13 protein-coding genes, 1 tRNA gene and 1 pseudogene are annotated in these 17972 nt (G+C 71.7%); 8 read left to right on the forward strand and 7 right to left on the reverse strand.

What is annotated here, in order from left to right:
- Nucleotides 1–59: 59 nt before the first annotated feature.
- The 5 genes from topA (at nucleotide 60) to ACQHII_RS26870 (ending at nucleotide 9595) form a co-directional block, all read left to right on the forward strand.
- Nucleotides 60–2897, forward strand: a complete 2838-nt coding sequence (topA, locus tag ACQHII_RS26850) for a type I DNA topoisomerase (RefSeq protein ID WP_427921714.1) — start codon at nucleotides 60–62, stop codon at nucleotides 2895–2897.
- Nucleotides 2898–3043: 146 nt separating this feature from the next.
- Nucleotides 3044–6370, forward strand: coding sequence for a dTMP kinase (tmk, locus tag ACQHII_RS26855; RefSeq protein ID WP_427921715.1), 3327 nt, complete (start codon nucleotides 3044–3046; stop codon nucleotides 6368–6370).
- A 130-nt stretch (nucleotides 6371–6500) separates the two neighbouring features.
- Nucleotides 6501–7706: a DNA polymerase III subunit delta' gene (locus ACQHII_RS26860; RefSeq protein WP_427921716.1), complete on the forward strand. Its 1206-nt coding sequence runs from the start codon at nucleotides 6501–6503 to the stop codon at nucleotides 7704–7706.
- A 91-nt stretch (nucleotides 7707–7797) separates the two neighbouring features.
- Nucleotides 7798–9414, forward strand: coding sequence for an alpha/beta hydrolase (locus tag ACQHII_RS26865; protein WP_427921717.1), 1617 nt, complete (start codon nucleotides 7798–7800; stop codon nucleotides 9412–9414).
- Nucleotides 9415–9521: 107 nt separating this feature from the next.
- A tRNA-Thr gene (locus tag ACQHII_RS26870) sits at nucleotides 9522–9595 on the forward strand.
- Nucleotides 9596–9611: 16 nt separating this feature from the next.
- On the opposite strand, the gene ACQHII_RS26875 is transcribed toward ACQHII_RS26870, so the two are convergent.
- From ACQHII_RS26875 to ACQHII_RS26885, 3 genes are all read right to left on the reverse strand, one after another.
- Nucleotides 9612–11303: a hypothetical protein gene (locus ACQHII_RS26875; RefSeq protein WP_427921718.1), complete on the reverse strand. Its 1692-nt coding sequence runs from the start codon at nucleotides 11301–11303 to the stop codon at nucleotides 9612–9614.
- A 405-nt stretch (nucleotides 11304–11708) separates the two neighbouring features.
- Nucleotides 11709–11960, reverse strand: a complete 252-nt coding sequence (locus ACQHII_RS26880) for a hypothetical protein (protein ID WP_427921719.1) — start codon at nucleotides 11958–11960, stop codon at nucleotides 11709–11711.
- A 7-nt stretch (nucleotides 11961–11967) separates the two neighbouring features.
- Nucleotides 11968–12225: a hypothetical protein gene (locus tag ACQHII_RS26885; protein ID WP_427921720.1), complete on the reverse strand. Its 258-nt coding sequence runs from the start codon at nucleotides 12223–12225 to the stop codon at nucleotides 11968–11970.
- A 226-nt stretch (nucleotides 12226–12451) separates the two neighbouring features.
- Between ACQHII_RS26885 and ACQHII_RS26890 the strand changes: the two genes are divergently transcribed.
- Nucleotides 12452–12841, forward strand: a complete 390-nt coding sequence (locus tag ACQHII_RS26890) for a hypothetical protein (protein ID WP_427921721.1) — start codon at nucleotides 12452–12454, stop codon at nucleotides 12839–12841.
- A 48-nt stretch (nucleotides 12842–12889) separates the two neighbouring features.
- On the opposite strand, the gene ACQHII_RS26895 is transcribed toward ACQHII_RS26890, so the two are convergent.
- The 3 genes from ACQHII_RS26895 to ACQHII_RS26905 form a co-directional block, all read right to left on the reverse strand.
- Complete coding sequence (locus tag ACQHII_RS26895; protein WP_427921722.1) at nucleotides 12890–13222, reverse strand: SCO4225 family membrane protein; 333 nt, start codon at nucleotides 13220–13222, stop codon at nucleotides 12890–12892.
- Between the two features lie 77 nt (nucleotides 13223–13299).
- On the reverse strand, nucleotides 13300–14007 hold the full coding sequence (locus ACQHII_RS26900; protein ID WP_427921723.1) for a response regulator: 708 nt from the start codon (nucleotides 14005–14007) through the stop codon (nucleotides 13300–13302).
- Nucleotides 14004–16367 (reverse strand): histidine kinase, encoded by a 2364-nt coding sequence (locus tag ACQHII_RS26905; protein ID WP_427921724.1) that lies wholly within the window; start codon nucleotides 16365–16367, stop codon nucleotides 14004–14006. Before ACQHII_RS26905 ends, ACQHII_RS26900 begins: the two co-directional genes overlap by 4 nt.
- Nucleotides 16368–16574: 207 nt before the next feature.
- Here ACQHII_RS26905 and ACQHII_RS26910 point away from each other — a divergent pair, with 207 nt between their 5' ends.
- A complete protein-coding gene (locus tag ACQHII_RS26910) occupies nucleotides 16575–17036 on the forward strand; it encodes a DUF5707 domain-containing protein (RefSeq protein ID WP_427921725.1) in 462 nt (153 codons plus the stop codon).
- Nucleotides 17037–17247: 211 nt separating this feature from the next.
- Here the strand turns inward: ACQHII_RS26910 and ACQHII_RS26915 are convergent.
- A pseudogene (locus ACQHII_RS26915) lies at nucleotides 17248–17523 on the reverse strand (FG-GAP repeat domain-containing protein); the annotation flags it as partial.
- Between ACQHII_RS26915 and ACQHII_RS26920 the strand changes: the two are divergent.
- The gene (locus ACQHII_RS26920) at nucleotides 17510–17956 is read left to right on the forward strand and encodes a DUF3052 domain-containing protein (protein ID WP_427921726.1); all 447 of its coding nucleotides are present in this window, start codon (nucleotides 17510–17512) and stop codon (nucleotides 17954–17956) included. The pseudogene ACQHII_RS26915 and the gene ACQHII_RS26920 sit on opposite strands and share 14 nt — an antisense overlap.
- Nucleotides 17957–17972 lie beyond the last annotated feature (16 nt).

A 17972-nucleotide genomic window follows, 5' to 3' on the forward strand; every position in this document is an offset into this window, starting at 1 on the left:
CCAAGCGGCCCCGCTTGCCCCAGGGGAGGCCCCAGCGTCGACCGGAGAGAAGAGCGAAGTTGTCCCCGACCAGCGAGACCGCACACGGCGGCCGCCGACTCGTCATTGTCGAGTCCCCTGCCAAGGCGAAGACGATCAAGGGCTACCTCGGCCCCGGATATGTCGTCGAGGCGAGCGTCGGGCACATCCGTGACCTTCCCAACGGCGCCGCCGAGGTGCCCGAGAAGTACACCGGCGAGGTGCGCCGCCTCGGTGTGGACGTCGAACACGACTTCCAGCCCATCTATGTGGTCAACGCCGACAAGCGGGCCCAGGTCAAGAAGCTCAAGGACCTCCTCAAGGACTCCGACGAACTCTTCCTGGCCACCGATGAGGACCGCGAGGGCGAGGCCATCGCGTGGCACCTCCTGGAGGTCCTGAAGCCCAAGGTCCCGGTCAAGCGCATGGTGTTCCACGAGATCACCAAGGACGCGATCCGCGCCGCCGTGGCCAACCCGCGCGACCTCAACCAGACCCTGGTCGACGCCCAGGAGACCCGCCGCATCCTCGACCGCCTCTACGGCTACGAGGTCTCGCCGGTCCTGTGGAAGAAGGTCATGCCGCGCCTGTCGGCCGGCCGTGTCCAGTCCGTCGCGACCCGGCTCGTGGTCGAGCGGGAGCGCGAGCGCATCGCCTTCCGTTCCGCCGAGTACTGGGACCTGACGGGCACCTTCGCGACCGGCCGCGCGGGGGACGCCTCGGACCCGTCGTCCCTCGTCGCCCGCCTCCAGGCCGTCGACGGCAGGCGGGTCGCGCAGGGCCGCGACTTCGACTCCCTGGGACAGCTCAAGAGCGAGAACATCCTCCACCTCGACGAGGCGAACGCCCGCGCGCTGGCCGCCGCCCTGGAGAACACCGACTTCGCCGTCCGCTCCGTCGAGTCGAAGCCGTACCGACGCTCGCCGTACGCCCCGTTCCGTACGACGACGCTCCAGCAGGAGGCCAGCCGCAAGCTCGGCTTCGGCGCCAAGGCCACCATGCAGGTCGCGCAGAAGCTGTACGAGAACGGCTACATCACCTACATGCGTACGGACTCCACGACGCTGAGCGAGACGGCCGTCGGCGCCGCCCGCGCCCAGGTGACGCAGCTGTACGGCGCCGACTACCTGCCGGCGCAACCGCGCGTGTACGCCGGGAAGGTCAAGAACGCCCAGGAGGCGCACGAGGCGATCCGCCCCTCGGGTGATCGTTTCCGCACCCCGGCCGAGACCGGCCTGACCGGCGACCAGTTCAAGCTCTACGAGCTGATCTGGAAGCGGACCGTCGCCTCCCAGATGAAGGACGCGGTCGGCAACTCCGTGACCGTGAAGATCGCGGGCACCTCCTCCGACGGCCGGGACGCCGAGTTCAGCGCCTCCGGCAAGACGATCACCTTCCACGGCTTCCTGAAGGCCTACGTCGAGGGCGCCGACGACCCGAACGCCGAGCTGGACGACCGCGAGCGCCGGCTGCCCCAGGTCGCCGAGGGCGACGCGCTGTCCGCCGAGGAGATCACGGTCGACGGGCACGCCACCAAGCCCCCGGCCCGCTACACCGAGGCCAGCCTCGTCAAGGAGCTCGAAGAGCGCGAGATCGGCCGCCCGTCGACGTACGCGTCGATCATCGGCACCATCCTCGACCGCGGCTACGTCTTCAAGAAGGGCACGGCCCTGGTGCCGTCCTTCCTGTCCTTCGCCGTGGTCAACCTCCTGGAGAAGCACTTCGGGCGGCTCGTCGACTACGACTTCACCGCCAAGATGGAGGACGACCTCGACCGCATCGCCAGCGGCGAGGCGCAGGCCGTGCCGTGGCTGCGCCGCTTCTACTTCGGCGAGGGCGAGGCGACGGGCGCCGCCGAGGCGGGCAACGGCGACGGCGACCACCTGGGCGGCCTCAAGGAGCTCGTCACCGACCTGGGCGCGATCGACGCCCGCGAGGTGTCGTCCTTCCCGGTCGGCAACGACATCATGCTGCGCGTCGGCCGCTACGGCCCCTACGTGGAGCGCGGTGAGAAGGACTCCGAGAACCACCAGCGTGCCGACGTCCCCGAGGACCTGGCCCCGGACGAGCTGAGCGTCGAGTACGCCGAGGAACTGCTCGCCAAGCCGAGCGGCGACTTCGAGCTGGGCGCCGACCCCGAGTCGGGCCACCAGATCATCGCCCGCGACGGCCGCTACGGCCCGTACGTCACCGAGGTGCTCCCCGAGGGCACCCCGAAGACCGGCAAGAACGCCGTCAAGCCGCGTACGGCCTCGCTGTTCAAGTCGATGACCCCCGACACGGTGACGCTCGCCGAGGCCCTCAAGCTGATGTCGCTGCCGCGCGTCGTCGGCAAGGACGCCGAGGGCGTGGAGATCACCGCGCAGAACGGGCGCTACGGGCCGTACCTGAAGAAGGGCACGGACTCCCGCTCGCTGACGGCCGAGGACCAGCTCTTCACGATCACCCTCGAAGAGGCGCTGGAGATCTACTCCCAGCCCAAGCAGCGCGGCCGGGCCGCCGCCAAGCCGCCGCTGAAGGAACTGGGCACGGACCCGGTCAGCGAGAAGCCGGTCGTCGTCAAGGACGGCCGCTTCGGGCCGTACGTCACCGACGGCGAGACCAACGCGACCCTGCGCTCCGGCGACAGCGTCGAGGAGATCACCCCGGAGCGAGGCTACGAGCTGCTCGCCGAGAAGCGGGCCAAGTCGCCCGCCAAGAAGACGGCGAAGAAGGCCCCGGCGAAGAAGACGGCGGCCAAGAAGGCGCCCGCGAAGAAGACGACGACCGCCAAGAAGGCCGTGGCGAAGACGACGGCGGCCGCCAAGAAGACGACCACGGCCGCGAAGACGGCGACGGCCAAGAAGACGGCCACCTCCAAGGTGACGTCCGAGGACTGACGAGCCGTCGCCCGCGGCCTGAGGCACGCACGCTTCCTGCACCGCAAGGTCTCGAAACGAACGCCCCGGCATCACTTTGGTGTCGGGGTGTGCGCAGGTCCGGGCGGGCGCGGCTTGATGTCGGTGGCTGCCGATAGGCTGAAAGCATGACGCCAGCCGAGCAGCCAACGGCCCACCAGCCGGCCCCCGACGACGCCCTTGTCGCGGACTCCCGCGAGCGTGCCGTCCGCGCCCTGCTGCGCCAGCCGCAGCTCAAGCGGTTGTGGAGCGCGCAGTTCGTGACGGGTGTCGGCGACACCCTCGCCCTGCTGGTCCTGGTCGTGCTCGCCCTCCAAGCGGCGATCGTCCAGGGCTCGTTCGGCGGCGGCTATCGGGGCGTGGCGTTCGCGGTGGCGGCCGTCTTCGGGGCGCGCATCCTGGCGACACTGCTCTTCGGGGCGGTGCTGCTCGGCCCGCTCACCTCGCTCACCTCGCACGAGGGACCCCTCGACCGGCGCTGGACCATGGTCGGCGCGGACGGTCTGCGGGCCGTCCTGCTGATCAACGCCCCGCTGTGGATCGACTGGACTCCGGACAACGCGCTGGCCCTGCTCCTGGTGACCGCCTTCGTCGTAGGAGTCGCCGAGCGCTTCTGGACGGTGTGCCGCGAGAGCGCGGCCCCGGCCCTGCTCCCGGCCCCGCCCCTGGAGGGCGCCACGGTCCGGCCGCTGCCCGACCACATGGACGCCCTGCGCCGGCTGTCGCTGCGCACGAGCTTCGCGGCAATCCCCCTCGCCGCCGCCACTCTCGTCGTGGCCGCGCTGCTCAACAACCTCCTGGGTACGGGCGTCGCCTGGTTCGCCCAGCACCAGGCGGCCCTCGGTTCGTACGTCGCCGCCGGACTGTTCGCCGCGTCCCTCTCCGTGCTGACCGCCCTGGAACTGCCCGGAATCCGCACCCCGCGCGCGCGGTCCCCGCTCGAAGGACTGCGCCGCCCCAGGACGGGCACCGGCGTCGACAAGGGCCGTACCGGCGCGATCGCGCTGCTCGTGGTCGCCTGCGCGGCCGTCGCCTGCGCGATCTCCGCCGCAGTCGCCGTGTCCGTGCTCCAGGCCAAGGACCTCCACGGCGGCCCGGTGACCTTCGGGCTGCTGGTGCTCGGACTGACCGGCGGGGTCGTGGTCGGCATCCGTACGGCGCCCGCCCTGCTGCCCACGCTGTCCCGGCGCCGCCTGCTGACGCTCGCGATCGCCTTCACCGGCATCGCGCTGCTCGCCGCCGGCCTGGTCCCGGACCTCACCACCGTGCTGCTGATCGTCGCCCTGGCCGGTATCGGCGCGGGCGTGGCCGCCAACACCGGGCACACCCTCCTCGACCAGGAGGCCGAGGACTACCGCAGGGCCCGTACGACCGAGCACCTGCACGCGGTCGTCCGGGTCGCCGTGGCGCTCGGCGCGCTGATCGCCCCCCTCGTGGCCGCGCTGATCGGCCCGCACCGCCTGGAGAACGGCAAGTTCGTGTTCGCGCACGGCGGTGCCGCGTTCACGCTCATGCTGGTCGGCGCACTGCTGCTGCCGGTCGCCGCCCTGGTGCTGGCCAAGGTCGACGACCGCTCCGGAGTACCGCTGCGGCACGACCTGCGGGACGCCCTGCTCGGCGGCGACGACCCCGACACCGTGCCCGCGGCCACCGGCTTCTTCATCGCGCTGGAGGGCGGCGACGGCGCCGGGAAGTCCACCCAGGCCGAGGCCCTCGCCGAGTGGATAAGGGGCAAGGGCCACGAGGTCGTCCTCACCCGTGAACCCGGGGCCACCCCGGTCGGCAAGCGGCTGCGGTCGATCCTGCTCGACGTCTCGTCGGCGGGACTGTCCCACCGCGCGGAGGCCCTGCTGTACGCCGCCGACCGCGCGGAGCACGTCGACACCGTCGTACGGCCCGCCCTGGAGCGCGGCGCTGTCGTCATCTCCGACCGCTACATCGACTCGTCCGTCGCCTACCAGGGCGCCGGCCGGGACCTCTCCCCGACCGAGATCGCCCGCATCAACCGGTGGGCCACCGATGGACTCGTCCCGCACATGACCGTCCTGCTGGACGTCGACCCGGAGACCGCCCGCGAGCGGTTCACCGAGGCGCCGGACCGACTGGAGTCGGAGCCCGCCGAGTTCCACGCGCGCGTACGGTCCGGTTTCCTCACGCTGGCCGCCGCCGACCCGGGCCGCTACCTGGTGGTCGACGCCGGCCAGGAGCCCGAGGCCGTCACCACCGTGATCAGGCACCGCCTCGACACGGTCCTGCCGCTCTCCGAGGCCGAGATCAAGGCCCAGGAGGAGGCGCGCAAGGCCGCCGAGGAGGAGGCCCGCCGCAAGGCCGAGGAAGCGGCCGCCCGCAAGGCCGAGGAGGAGCGCCTGGAGCGCGAGCGCCAGGAGCGGCTCGCCCAGCTGCGCGCCGAGGAGGAAGAGCGCAAGCGGCGCGAGCTGGAGGAGGCCCAGCGCCGCGAGGCCGAACGCCAGGCGGAGGAGGCCCGTCAGCGTGCCGAGGACGCGCGCAGGCGTGCCGAGGAGGAGAAGGCCCGCCTCCTCGCCGAGGAAGAGGCCCGTGCCGCCGAGGAGACCCGCCGCAGGGCCGAGGCCGACCGGCTGCGCAAGCAGGCCGAGGAGGAGGCCCGGCTGCGCGCCGAGGCCGAGGAGCGGCGCCGCGAGAAGCAGCGCAAGGCCGAGGCCGCACTGCTCGCGGCGGAGGAGGCACGCCGGTTGGCGGCGGAGGCGGAGGCTGCCGCCGAGGTGGCCGCACGGCAGCCGACGGCTCCGGTGATCCCCGCCGCTCCGGAGGTCAGGTCCGAGGCGTCGACCGTGCAGACGCCGTTGGTGAAGCCGCCGGGCGCGAGCGCGGGTACCGGTGGGCGGCCGGCGGACGAGACGGCTGTGCTGCGGCCGGTCGGTCCTGGTCCTGGTTCTGGTTCCGGTTCCCGGGATGAGACGGCCGTACTGCGGTCGGTGTCCGCGGACTCCGAGGCGCCCGACTCCGAGACGACGGCGGAGCTGCCGCAGCCGCCCGCTCCCGCGGGGGCCGCGGACGAGACGGCGGTCCTGCCGCCGGTGTCCGCCGCCGAGGAGACCGCCGTACTGCCGCCCGTGCCGTCCGGTGCCGCCGACGAGACGGCCGTACTCCCGCCGGTCGGTGCCGCGGACGAGACCGCGGTGCTGCCGCCGGTGCGCGACGACGATCCGTCGGGCCGGGTGCCCGAGGGCTTCTTCCGCGACGAGCGGCCGGCCGGTCGCGCGGACCGGACCGAGGACCGCACCCGCGAACTGCCCCAGGTCGACGAGCAGGGCACCCCCCGGCGCCGGCCGCGCCCCGACTGGGCCGAGGAGACTCCGCTGGACGACCTCCCCTCACTGGCCGACGAACTGCTCGGCCCGCACGAGGCCGGCGACTTCGACCAGGACGACGACACGGGTCGCGGGCGGGGCCGCGGCCGGGGGCGCAGGGGCTGACGGCGACGGGGTGGGGGCGGTTCTGTACCGCCCCTTCCGGCTCTCGTCGACTGCCCTCGGCCCCCGTTGTCAGTGGTGGCCCGCACAATGGATCGCGTAACCCGAAGCGTGACGAAAGGGCCGGTGACCCATGACCGTGTGGGACGACCTGGTGGGCCAGGAGAAGGTCAGCGAGCAGCTCGACGCCGCCGCTCGGGACGCCGACGCCTTCGTCACCGCGGCGACCAACGGCACGCCCCCGCCGGAGGCGTCGAAGATGACCCACGCCTGGCTGTTCACCGGCCCGCCCGGCGCGGGACGCAACCAGGCGGCGCGGGCCTTCGCCGCCGCGCTCCAGTGCGTCAGCCCCGACCGCGCGCTCGGCGGCAGCCCCGGCTGCGGCTTCTGCGACGGCTGCCACACGGCGCTGCTCGGCACCCACGCCGACGTCACCACCGTCGCCGCCGTGGGCACCCAGATCCTCGCCGACGACATGCGGGACACGGTCCGCAAGTCGTTCACCTCGCCGGCGACCGGCCGCTGGCAGATCATCCTCGTCGAGGACGCCGAGCGGCTGAACGAGAAGTCGGCCAACGCCGTCCTCAAGGCCGTGGAGGAACCCGCCCCCCGCACGGTCTGGCTCCTCTGCGCCCCCTCGATCGAGGACGTCCTCCCCACGATCCGCTCCCGCTGCCGCCACCTGAACCTGACGACGCCCTCGGTGGACGCCGTGGCCGACATGCTCGTACGCCGGGAGGGCATCGAACCGGTCATGGCCGCTGCCGCCGCGCGCGCCACCCAGGGCCATGTCGACCGGGCCCGCCGCCTTGCCACGGACCCGGCCGCGCGCGAGCGCAGGGCCACCGTGCTGAAGCTGCCGCTGCGCGTCGAGGACGTGGGCGGCTGCCTCAAGGCCGCCCAGGAGCTGGTCGACGCCGCCGCGGAGGACGCCAAGCAGCTGGCCGAGGAGGTGGACGGCAAGGAGACCGAGGAGATGAAGGCGGCCATGGGCGGCGGCCAGGGCAGCCGGATGCCCCGGGGCACCGCGGGCGTGATGAAGGACCTGGAGGACAAGCAGAAGCGCCGGAGAACGCGTACGCAGCGCGACAGCCTCGACCTCGCGCTGACCGACCTCACCGCGTTCTACCGTGACGTCCTCGCCCTCCAGCTCGGCTCACGGGTGGCGATCGCCAACATGGACGCGGAGGACGCCCTGGAGCGGCTGGCCCGCGCCGGTTCCCCGGAGTCCACGCTGCGCCGTATCGACGCGATCGGGGCGTGCAGGGACGCGCTCGACCGGAATGTGGCGCCGCTGCTCGCGGTGGAGGCGATGACCTTGGCGCTCAGAGCGGGCTGATCCTTTGGGCGTGACGTTGACGACGTAACTCGTCCGAGGTGGATTGTGTACACAGGGCGTTCAAACGGTTGCTCAACGTTACGATCGTCTGATGCACATCAGGCGCTCCCTCCGCCAACCCAGCCGGCCCGGTCGGGCCCGCCGAAGCCGTCGGACCGGCGGCACGCTGCTCGCCGTGGCCGCGCTCCTCGTGTCCGCTTGTACCGCGTGCTCCTCGGGGAGTTCGACGACGGCGGCGAGTCCGGCCGCTGCCGTGGTGCTGGCCGCGCTGCCGCAGTCGACGCCGTCCACGCTCGCGCGGTACTACGGGCAGAAGCTCAGCTGGCGCACCTGCGGTGTCCCCGGCTTCGAGTGCGCCACGATGAAGGCGCCGCTGGACTACGCCAAGCCCACCGCCGGGGACATCCGGCTCGCGGTCGCCCGCAAGAAGGCCACGGGCAAGGGCAGGCCGCTCGGTTCGCTGATGGTGAACCCGGGCGGGCCGGGCGGTTCGGCGGTCGGCTATCTCCAGCAGTACGCCGGGATCGGCTATCCGGCCACGGTCCGCGCCCGCTACGACATGGTCGCGATGGACCCCCGGGGCGTCGCCCGCAGCGAGCCCGTGGAGTGCCTCGGCGGCCGGGCCATGGACACGTTCACCCAGACCGACACCACCCCCGACGACAAGCGGGAGACCACCCGACTCGTCGACGAGTACAAGAAGTTCGCGGAGGGCTGCGGCGCCCACTCGCCCGACGTGCTGCGCCATGTCTCCACGGTCGAGGCGGCCCGGGACATGGACATCCTGCGGGCGGTGCTGGGGGACCGGAAACTGACGTACGTGGGGGCGTCCTACGGGACGTTCCTCGGGGCGACGTACGCCGGACTGTTCCCCGACCGGGTCGGCCGCGTGGTCCTGGACGGCGCGATGGACCCCTCCCTCCCCGCGCGGCGGATGAACCTCGACCAGACGGCGGGCTTCGAGACGGCGTTCCAGTCCTTCGCGAAGGACTGCGTACGGCAGCCGGACTGCCCGCTCGGCGGCAAGGGCACGACACCCGCCAAGGTCGGCACGAACCTGAAGGCCTTCTTCCGCAAGCTCGACGCGCACCCGATCCCCACCGGAGACGCCGACGGCCGCAAGCTCGGCGAGGCGCTCGCCACCACCGGTGTGATCGCGGCGATGTACGACGAGGCGGCCTGGCCGCAGCTGCGCGAGGCGCTGACGTCAGCGATGAAGGAGAACGACGGCGCGGGCCTGCTGGTCCTCTCCGACAGCTACTACGAGCGTGACGCCGACGGCCGCTACTCGAACCTGATGTTCGCCAACGCCGCCGTGAACTGCCTCGACCTCCCGGCCGCGTTCTCGACCACCGACCAGGTCGAGAAGGCGCTCCCCGCCTTCGAGAAGGCGTCCCCCGTCTTCGGCGACGGCCTCGCCTGGGCCTCCCTGAACTGCGCGTACTGGCCGGTCAGGGCGACGGGCGAACCACACCGCATCGAGGCGAAGGGCGCCGCCCCGATCGTAGTCGTCGGCACGACCCGCGACCCGGCGACCCCGTACCGCTGGGCCCAGTCCCTGGCCCGCCAGCTCTCCTCGGCCCGCCTCCTCACGTACGTCGGCGACGGCCACACCGCGTACGGCCGCGGCAGCACGTGCATCGACTCCGCGATCGACACGTATCTGCTCCGCGGGACCCCGCCGGCGCAGGGAAAGCGCTGCTCGTAGCGTCGGCGCGGCTGCGGGCGGGGCCGCGTCCGGGGGGTGTACGGAGCACCCCCGGAAACTGTGTAGACTTTCCAACGTTGCTGATCGCACCATGGTGCGGACAGCGCGCCGCCTTAGCTCAGATGGCCAGAGCAACGCACTCGTAATGCGTAGGTCTCGGGTTCGAATCCCGAAGGCGGCTCTTCTTGGAGGCCAGCTCAGACGTTGTCTGAGCTGGTCTTTTTTGTTCGTTCGGGCCATGGGAAGCCGAGTGTCTCGGCGTGCGCGCGGCTGCCGCCCCTGACCTGGGCGTAGGTCTTCGGGTCCTGTTCGGCGAGTTGGCGCAGTGCCCTGGCGGCCTGATGCTCGGGAGGTGTGCCGTCGTCGGGGAGGCTCCAGACGAACTGAAGCCAGGGGCCGTCCTTGTCCCGCTGTCCAGTGGCGAGGCCCGGCCAGTACGTGAAGGAGACCGCGGTCGAGTCCGGGTCGTGGAAGTCGGTGCCGATCCAGCCGGCCTGGGCGTCCCATCGGGTGAGGAGACCGGGTTGTTCGCGTAGGCCGGCGGCTATCAGGCGGGCGGTGTTCCGGGCCGGCCAGGCCCAGGAGCGGTCGTTCTCCGCGCGCTCGATCTCGGCGTCGTAGTCGCGCGCGTCGAAGCGGTACTCGGGGAGTTCCGCGCGGGGTTGCCGGGCCGGCGGGCGGCGCCAGTCTCGCCACACCACCTGGTCGCCCTCCCTGCGGATGGTCACGTAGAGCGCGCCGCAGCAGCCCTCGGTGCAGTACGCCTCCGCGAGTTGCACCTCTCGGGGCTCGGCCGCGGCGCGCAGGCGACCGCTGTCGAGAAGGTACTCGGGGGAGTTGGCCGGCCCCTTGCCGAATGCTTCGGGTACCAGGGGACGGCCGTCGATCAACACCCGTGCCTCGACCGTGTCCGGGTCGGCCGGGTCCCGCACGGTGGCCTCCACCCGGAACCGGGAGCCCGTCGCGCGCTGGAAAGGCTGCCGCGCAGTGCGCCGTAGCCAATGGACCCGGCGGCGTTCGGCGGGCTCTTCGGGCTCGCTCTCCGCGACGGCTGTCCAGGACTCGTCGTGCAGGACGGCTTCGAGGGCGTGCAGGAGGGCTTCCCGCTGTCCCGGCCGCCAGTCGAGGAGCACGCTGGGGCCACTGTGCAGGTCCAGGGCGACGGACAGCAGGATGGCGAAGTGGTCGGGCGTCGGGGGCAGTTGGGAGACGCGTGCGACGAACGCGTTGTACGTGGTGGTGGCTTGTCGGTAGCTGAGGATCTCGGGCCGGTAGTCGCGGAGTCCCGTCATCCGGGAGAGGAGACGTCCGGCCTGGGCCACGGTCTGAGTGTCGGTCTGGGTCTCGGTCTGGGTTTCGGACTGCTTCTCGCCGAGAAGGCCGGGGAGTTGGAGGGCCTGGGCGATCCTGCGGGCGGTGGAAGGTCCGACGGCACCCGAGTCGAGAGGGGCGTTGATCAGCCAGGTGCGGGCCTCGTCGTCGTCGCGTGCGGCGATCGCGTCGATCAGGTGGCGCAGTGCACGGCTCTCGGCGTGGTCGGCCAGCCACACCAGGGCCGCTGTCGGGCAGTCGAGGGCGGTGAGCGCGCCGACCACGGGACGGGTGAGAACCCTCAGCAGGCCGAGAACCTTGAGGTACGGCACGTCTTCCGGCTCACCGAGGCGAGCCAGGAGCGCGATGCCGGCGTTCACGGCCGGTGTGCTGGTGCCGGTGCGTGTCAGACGGCGGCCGAGAGCGCGGGCCGCCTCTGCGTCTGCCAAGGGCAACTCGGCGATCGCGGCCTGGACATGAGAATCCCGGACTCCCAACGCGTGCAGCCCGCGGTGGATCTCGTCGGCGGCGCGGACCGTGTCCGGATCGGACAGCAGGGGAGCGAGGGTCTCCCGCACACCTGCTTCGGCCTCGCGCCAACCCGGCGCTGCGCGTCTCTGCGGCGAGTCGGGCGAGGGGTGGTTACCGTGCGGGAGCCGACCGTCGGGCTTCGACTGGTGCAGGCTCAGCGCGTATGCGTACAGGGAGGGCCGAGGGGCGGGGACTCCACCGCCTGCCTGGGCGCTCATCGGGTGGGGCAGGACTCGATTCCGTAGGTCATGCCGCGGATCCTGTCACCACTGGTCGGTTGACGGCCAGGGGTTTTGGGCGGTTGGGAACGGACCGGGGGGACGGTCCCGGGAACGTCCGCCCTGCTCATCTCCCACCACTCGGGCCTGACCCCGTTTCAGGTCAAGAGCATGCTGCACCTGATGGCGGCGGGTGTTGTCGTCGGGTGAGGGGGAAGAGTGCCGGGCGGCCGGTCACATGTGTTCGGCCTTCGCTTTCGCCTTTGCCGATCTGCTGATCCAGGACTGACAGCACCATCGGGCGAGTCCGCCCACGGCGAGGGATACGAGGATCGCCCCCCAGCCGATGACGTGCGGCAGACCGGGGAAGAAGGCGAAGAAGGCGAGCGTGGCGACGAGGCCCGAGACGAATGCGGTAATCCCTGCTCGGCGCCGCCGAGTTCTCCACGCCTGGTCCGGACCCTGGTCTTTGTTCTGCTCGATCATGAACAACTCACTTCGTGATGTTGTGACACTGGCTCACGCGACGCGTTTCGCCGACATAGAGGCGGGCGCACGCCTTTCCGTAACGAGGCAGTGTCTGGGGAGAGTTGTTCCGCATCGGGTCGATCTTGCACTCGGTGTGTGTCGTACCGCGGGAAGTGCGGTAGGTCCGGTTCTCCGTGTCGGCATAGGTGAAGTCGATACGCCAGTTGCAGAAACCGCTGCTCAGGGCGCCGACGAAAACGCAGTTGTACTCGACGGTACGCACGGGAGTCGACCCGATCGCGCCGGCTTGTGCACCGGTCGGCGCGGCACGGAGGCGAACTCCATTGGCCGTCAGGACAGTTGCAGGATTACGGGTCGATTCACCGCCGTATGCGATCAGCGAACGACCAGCTGACGGAAGAAGCACTCATCCTCGCGGAGGGTTCCGTGCGGGCCGTGTTGAGCATGGTTGTTCTGATGGCCGCTGGGCCGGAAACGGGGTGTGTTGTATGGCAGTTGAGGGTGACTATCCCGAGTTGATCCGTGACGAGGAGCCCTGGCAGGCCGTGGGGGACCGGAACGGTTACGCGCATGTGCGGGTGTGGCGGGTGGGCGTGGGGCGCGTGGTCGTGGTGCTCAGTGGGAAGGGGGCCGAGTATCACCCGGAGGCTCTGCTGCCCCTGCTGCGGGCCGAATATCCGGGCGACGCCGTCGAGTTCTTCTTCCATCGGCCGATGGACTGGATGGCCCTGGGGTACTACGCGGAGCTGACGTCGGGCGACGACGGGACGGTGACCGTCACCCACATCGCGGGGGACGCGCTGGCCGCACGGCTCGGGCCCGCCCTGTACGCGACCGAGGACCCGGACGACCACTCGGCGGGTTACGGCGGCGCCTGAGCCCCGGCCTACGCCCCGGCCTACGCCCCGGCCTGCGCCACCGCGCGGTCAGCGTGTCGCGTCCGGGCGGTTGCCGCCGGTCAGCGCGCGGACGCACCAGCCGATGATCGACGCGTTGACCACCGCGCCGAGGACGACCGCGACGATCAACACCGCGGCGCCGCCCGGCAGTGCGAGCAGGACGAGGCTGGCCGGGGCGGTGGCAATGAGGGGGACGACGAAGGCCATGGCCCCGTCCGAGTCGGCGGGGATGTTGACGGCGATCGCCCAGACGAGCAGCCCCGCGCAGAGCGCGAGGTAGGCGAGGGCGAAGGGGTTGCGGAGGTTCCGGCCCAGTCGGTGCAGAGGGGAACGGGCCGCGTGGGCATCGGTACCGGTCATGGAATGGGCTCCTGGGGAGAGGACGGGAGAAGACGGGAGAGGACGGGAAGAGACCGTCAGAGGGCGAGACGAGACCGTCAGAGGTGGTCCGCGCCCGGTGGGTTCGGGCGGGTGATGCCCAGGTCGTAGGCGAGGATCGTGGCCTGGACGCGGTCGCGCAGGCCGAGTTTGCGGAGCAGGGCGTTCACATGGGACTTGACCGTGCCGACCGTGATGCCCAACTCCCCAGCGATCTCCGCGTTGTTGAGGCCGGAGGCGAGCAGGCCGAGGACGTTGCGCTGGCTGTCGGTGAGGCTTTCGAGTTCGCGCGGGCCGGAACCGGCCGCATCCGAACCGGAGTCGGGGTGGAATCCCGTGCCCGCGCCCGACGCGTAGTGGCCGATCAGGCGGCGGGTCGCCGACGGTGCGAGCACGCTCTCGCCGCTCGCCACCACCCTGATGCCGTCCAGGAGTTCGGAGGCGTGCACGTCCTTGAGGAGGAAGCCGGAGGCCCCCGCGCGCAGGGCGTCGAAGACGTACGCGTCCAGGTCGAAGGTGGTGAGCACCAGGACTCGGGGGGCGTTCTCCTTCCCCGTGATGATCCTCGTCGCGGCGATACCGTCGAGTTCCGGCATCCGCACGTCCATCACGACCACGTCGGGGGCCAGTTCGGCGGCGAGCGTCACCGCGGTCGCGCCGTCCGCGGCCTCTCCTACGACCGTCATGTCCTCCTCGGCGTCGATCACGGCGGCGAAGCCCGCCCGGACGATGCCCTGGTCGTCGACGACCAGCACCCTGAGGCTCATCGTTGTCTCTCCTCGTCGTCCGGCACCGTCGTGAACGGCAGCCGGAGGTGGACCGTGCCCGGCGGCCGACCGGTCGTCAGGGTGCCGCCGAGCGGCGCGATCCGCGCCGTCAGCCGGTCCCGTGCGGCGGAGTCCGCGGCGCGTGGCACACCGGTGGCCTTGATCGTCAACGTACCGTCGACCGCGTCGAGTTCGAGTACGGCGGGTTCGGTGTCGCCGGTCGCGAGGAGAGTCTCGGCGACGTGGTAGGCGGCGAGGTCCACCTCGGTGGGGAGGTGTTCCGGGACGCGGTCGGTGAGACGTATCTCCACGTCGCGGCCGGTGGCCCGGCACTGGTGTGCGAGCAGGTCGAGGGCCTGGAGGGTGGGCTGTGGGGTCAGTTCGGCTGCCGTGTCGCCGTCACGGACCGCGTCCAGGAGGGCGCGCATCGCGCTGAGTGCCTCGCGGGCGCGGGTCGCCGTCGCGTCCAGCCGGCCCGCCTGTGCTTCCGCGATCATGTCGGCGGTGCGGGCCAGCACGGTGGATTCGAGGCCGGCGGCGATGCGGCGGCGTTCCGCCCAGGCGTCCCGTACGGCTTCCTCGGTCCAGGTGGCGAGGCGTTGGGTCTGGGAGTCCTGGGCTGCGGTGGCGCGTTGCCGGCGCAGGGTTCCGATCCAGTGTGCGGTGGCCGTCACCAGCGACACTGCTGCTGTTGCGAACAGGATCACCAACCAGGTGGGGATGGTTGTGCCGCGGTGCAGTACGGCGATCGTCAACGCTGTTGCGTGTGCGGCTGTGGCTGCAACTGGGAAGAGAGGGAAGGGGACTTGAGGTAGTCGGTATGTGCGGGCCGGTGGGGGCTGGTCGCGCCCCGCGGCGGAGCCGCCAATCGATATAGCCTCGCGCCCCTTAAAAGCCGTTAGCGCGGCCCATGTTGCCAACATGCTCAGTGTTGGTGGCAGCAACACCGGACCGGTGTAGTCCCCCACCCCCATCGCCACCGGCCACAACAACGCCAAGCCCAGCAACGCCCCCTGCGCCAAACCGCGCGCCCTTCTCAGCCACAGCAGGGCCACCGCCTGCGCCGCCGCCAGCAGGGCGAACAGCACCCCCGCCGAGACATGCGAACCGTTGCTCGGCGCCGACTCCGCCCGGATGATCAGGACCGGCAGCAGGGGCTGTACGCACAGACCGAACGCGGCGACCACCTGGGCCATGCGGTAGCTCGGCGGGACGGAGTGCTCCACCGGGCCCGCCGTACGGCCGGGCAGCGTCGCGCGTACCTCCCAGCCGCCCTCCGCCGTGGGGCCGGTGGTCAGGGTGCCGCCCGCCTCGCGGGCGCGGGAGCGGAGGAAGCCCTGGCCGCGGCCGCCGCCCAGGCCCGCGCCGTGGGCCGGGGTGCCGGTCGGCGGGGCCGCGCTGGTGATCACGACGTCGGTGCGGGTGTCGCCGTAGCGGCAGAGCACCGTGGTGCGCGCGCCCGGCGCGTGGCGGGCCACGTTGGTCAGGGCCTCGCGCACGATGCCGTAGGCCGCGTCCGCGACGGCGCCGTCCGGGAGGGGGTCGATCTCGAAGTCGACGGGTTGGTCCAGACGGCGGAAGCCGGCGATCAGGGCGCGCAACCGCTCCTCGGGGGAGGGGAGTTCCTCGCGTGAGGGGGCCGGGGCGCGTACCGCGCCGAGCGCGCGGGTGACCTCGCGGCCGGTCTCGGTCGCGAACTCCAGCGCCTCGGCGGCGAGTTCGGGGCGGCGTTCGCGCAGGCCGAGCGCGGCGCCGGCCGTGACGACCACGGCGGTGAGGTGATGGGCGCTGACGTCGTGCAACTCCCGTTCCATGCGGCGGCGTTCGGCCGCCGGGAGCCGGTGGCGTTCGGTCTCGGCGCGGTTCAGGAGGAGTTCGGCCGCCTGGCGGGCGCGACGGGTGCGCCGTAGGACCATGCCCGCGCCGCACGCGGTGGCGTAGAGGAGGGCGGTCAGGACCAGGTCGAGGCCGTTGTTGTCGCTGAGGCCGTTCAGGTTGATGTTCTGGAGCAGCTGCCAGAGGACGAGCGTGACCACGCACAGGACCGTGGTGAAGGTGTCGCGCTCGGCCGCCACCGAGAACAGGGCGAGGGCCACGCCCACGGTGCCGAGGAGCGCCATCGCCCCGGTGGGCAGCGGTCCCGCGCCCACCGCGCAGGCCGCCGCGACGACGACGAGCGTGGTCACCGGGCGGCTGCGGCGCAGCGCGAGCGCGGCCGTCACCGGTCCGGCGACCAGGGCGGCCACGAGCAGGTCGGCCGCGGTCGGTACGGTGCCGCGCAGCAGCGGAGCCACCGGCCACACCAGGGCCTGGGCGCAGATCAGCAGGACCGGGAGCAGCCGGTCGTCGGTTCGTTTCATGGCACTCAAAGGCTATGGGCGCGGGCGAGGGGCCCGGCTCGGGCTGAAGGGGGATTGCGGCCCCGGGACTCTCTATCTCTGGTTTGACGCGGCAACCGTTCTCCGGCCGGAGGACCGCGCCCCGCCCCGCTCCTAGGCTCGATCACATCGAGGGAAGCGGTCGACCACCGCCTCCCGCACCAGCCACACCACTCAGGGGGATCTCCTATGTCCGTGTCCAAGCGCGCTCTCGTCTTCTCGCTCGTCGGTGTCGCGGCGGTCGGCGGAGTCGTCGCCGCCGGTCTCGCCGCGTCGGCCGCCTCCACGCCCACCGAGCCGACCCTCACGAACGGCTCCACCCGCTACGTCGCCCCGACCGCGAGCGCCGACGGCTCGTTCACCTACACCGTGGACGTCACCGACGACTCGGGCATCCGCGGCCTCAAGGTCGTTGCCTGGCCCGCGAGTTCGAAGCTGAACCCGATTGCGGCGGACCTGCGTGACGTCGACTCCGCCACCTGCAAGCCCGCCTCGGGCGACACCTCGCGCTGCACCTACACCTTCAAGGTCACCGAGAAGGAAGCGGCCGACGCGGCCAAGGGCACCTGGAACGTCTCGACGCTGGCCACGGCCAAGGACGGCGGCACGGCGTTCGTGTCCGAGGCTGCCGCCTTCGAGGTCGCCGGCTGACCCGAAGGCCCGCGCGCACCGGCAACGGCGCCCCGTCTCCATCGGGACGGGGCGCCGTTGCCGTGGAGAAGACAGGAGCGGGGCAGGCGTCAAACAGGCCCTTGTACGTCTGCCAGCCCGTCGACACCTTCGTGCGCGGGCCGAACGAGCCCTTGTCGTTGCCGGAGTTGCGCCACAGGGTGCCCGTGGTGTCGCGGGAGACGAGGTCGGGCTTTCCGTCGCCGGTGAGGTCGCCCACGCCGATGACGGCGTTGTAGCCGTCGCCCCGGTTGGACGCGAGCTTCACGCGGGGCCTGAAGCCTCCGGTGCCGTTGCCGTCGTAGCGCCACAGGGTGTTCGACCTGTCCTGGGCGAGGAGGTCGCCGTGGCCCCGTACACAATGGGGCGAAAGTCCACGCCGTACGCCCTTGTCCCACGGCCCTCGCGGGGCGCTCGCCGGGCCGTGCGGCGACCGAGGAACCGGAGGTCGGGGTATGGCCAACTCCACTGCGGCGGCCGGAGGTTACTCCGCCACCCCGCTCGCCAGGAAGATCGGCGTCAAACCGGGGCACCGGGTCCGGCTGCGGCACGCGCCCGATGGGTGGGACATTCCCGGGCTGCCCGACGACTGCGAGGTCGCGGACGGCGGTACGGACGGCGCGGACGTCACCGTCGCCTTCTACCGGGAGTGGAGGGAACTGGACGCGGAGGGGACGGAACTCGTCCTCGGTCTCGACGACAGCGCCATGCTGTGGATCGCCTGGCCGCGCAGGGCCGCGGGTCACGTCAGCGACATCACCGAGAACGGTCTCCGTGACCTCTTCCTCCCGCTCGGTGTGGTGGATGTGAAGGTCGCGGCGCTCGGGGAGGACTGGTCGGGACTGAAGTTCGTGCGGCGGAGGGAAAACCGGCAAAGCGGCAACAAAGGTCCCGCAAAATGAACTTGAGTCGTATCCA

The sequence above is a fragment of the Streptomyces sp. cg40 genome (assembly GCF_050320165.1).
GTDB lineage: Bacteria > Actinomycetota > Actinomycetes > Streptomycetales > Streptomycetaceae > Streptomyces > Streptomyces hokutonensis.

Excerpts from the sequence above, each read along its gene's own strand:
- tmk (WP_427921715.1), top strand. The coding sequence starts at position 3,044 with ATGACGCCAGCCGAGCAGCCAACGGCCCACCAGCCGGCCCCCGACGAC.
- ACQHII_RS26860 (WP_427921716.1), top strand. The coding sequence starts at position 6,501 with ATGACCGTGTGGGACGACCTGGTGGGCCAGGAGAAGGTCAGCGAGCAG.
- ACQHII_RS26865 (WP_427921717.1), top strand. The coding sequence starts at position 7,798 with ATGCACATCAGGCGCTCCCTCCGCCAACCCAGCCGGCCCGGTCGGGCC.
- ACQHII_RS26880 (WP_427921719.1), bottom strand. The coding sequence starts at position 11,960 with ATGATCGAGCAGAACAAAGACCAGGGTCCGGACCAGGCGTGGAGAACT.
- ACQHII_RS26890 (WP_427921721.1), top strand. The coding sequence starts at position 12,452 with ATGGCAGTTGAGGGTGACTATCCCGAGTTGATCCGTGACGAGGAGCCC.
- ACQHII_RS26895 (WP_427921722.1), bottom strand. The coding sequence starts at position 13,222 with ATGACCGGTACCGATGCCCACGCGGCCCGTTCCCCTCTGCACCGACTG.
- ACQHII_RS26900 (WP_427921723.1), bottom strand. The coding sequence starts at position 14,007 with ATGAGCCTCAGGGTGCTGGTCGTCGACGACCAGGGCATCGTCCGGGCG.
- ACQHII_RS26905 (WP_427921724.1), bottom strand. The coding sequence starts at position 16,367 with ATGAAACGAACCGACGACCGGCTGCTCCCGGTCCTGCTGATCTGCGCC.
- ACQHII_RS26910 (WP_427921725.1), top strand. The coding sequence starts at position 16,575 with ATGTCCGTGTCCAAGCGCGCTCTCGTCTTCTCGCTCGTCGGTGTCGCG.
- ACQHII_RS26920 (WP_427921726.1), top strand. The coding sequence starts at position 17,510 with ATGGCCAACTCCACTGCGGCGGCCGGAGGTTACTCCGCCACCCCGCTC.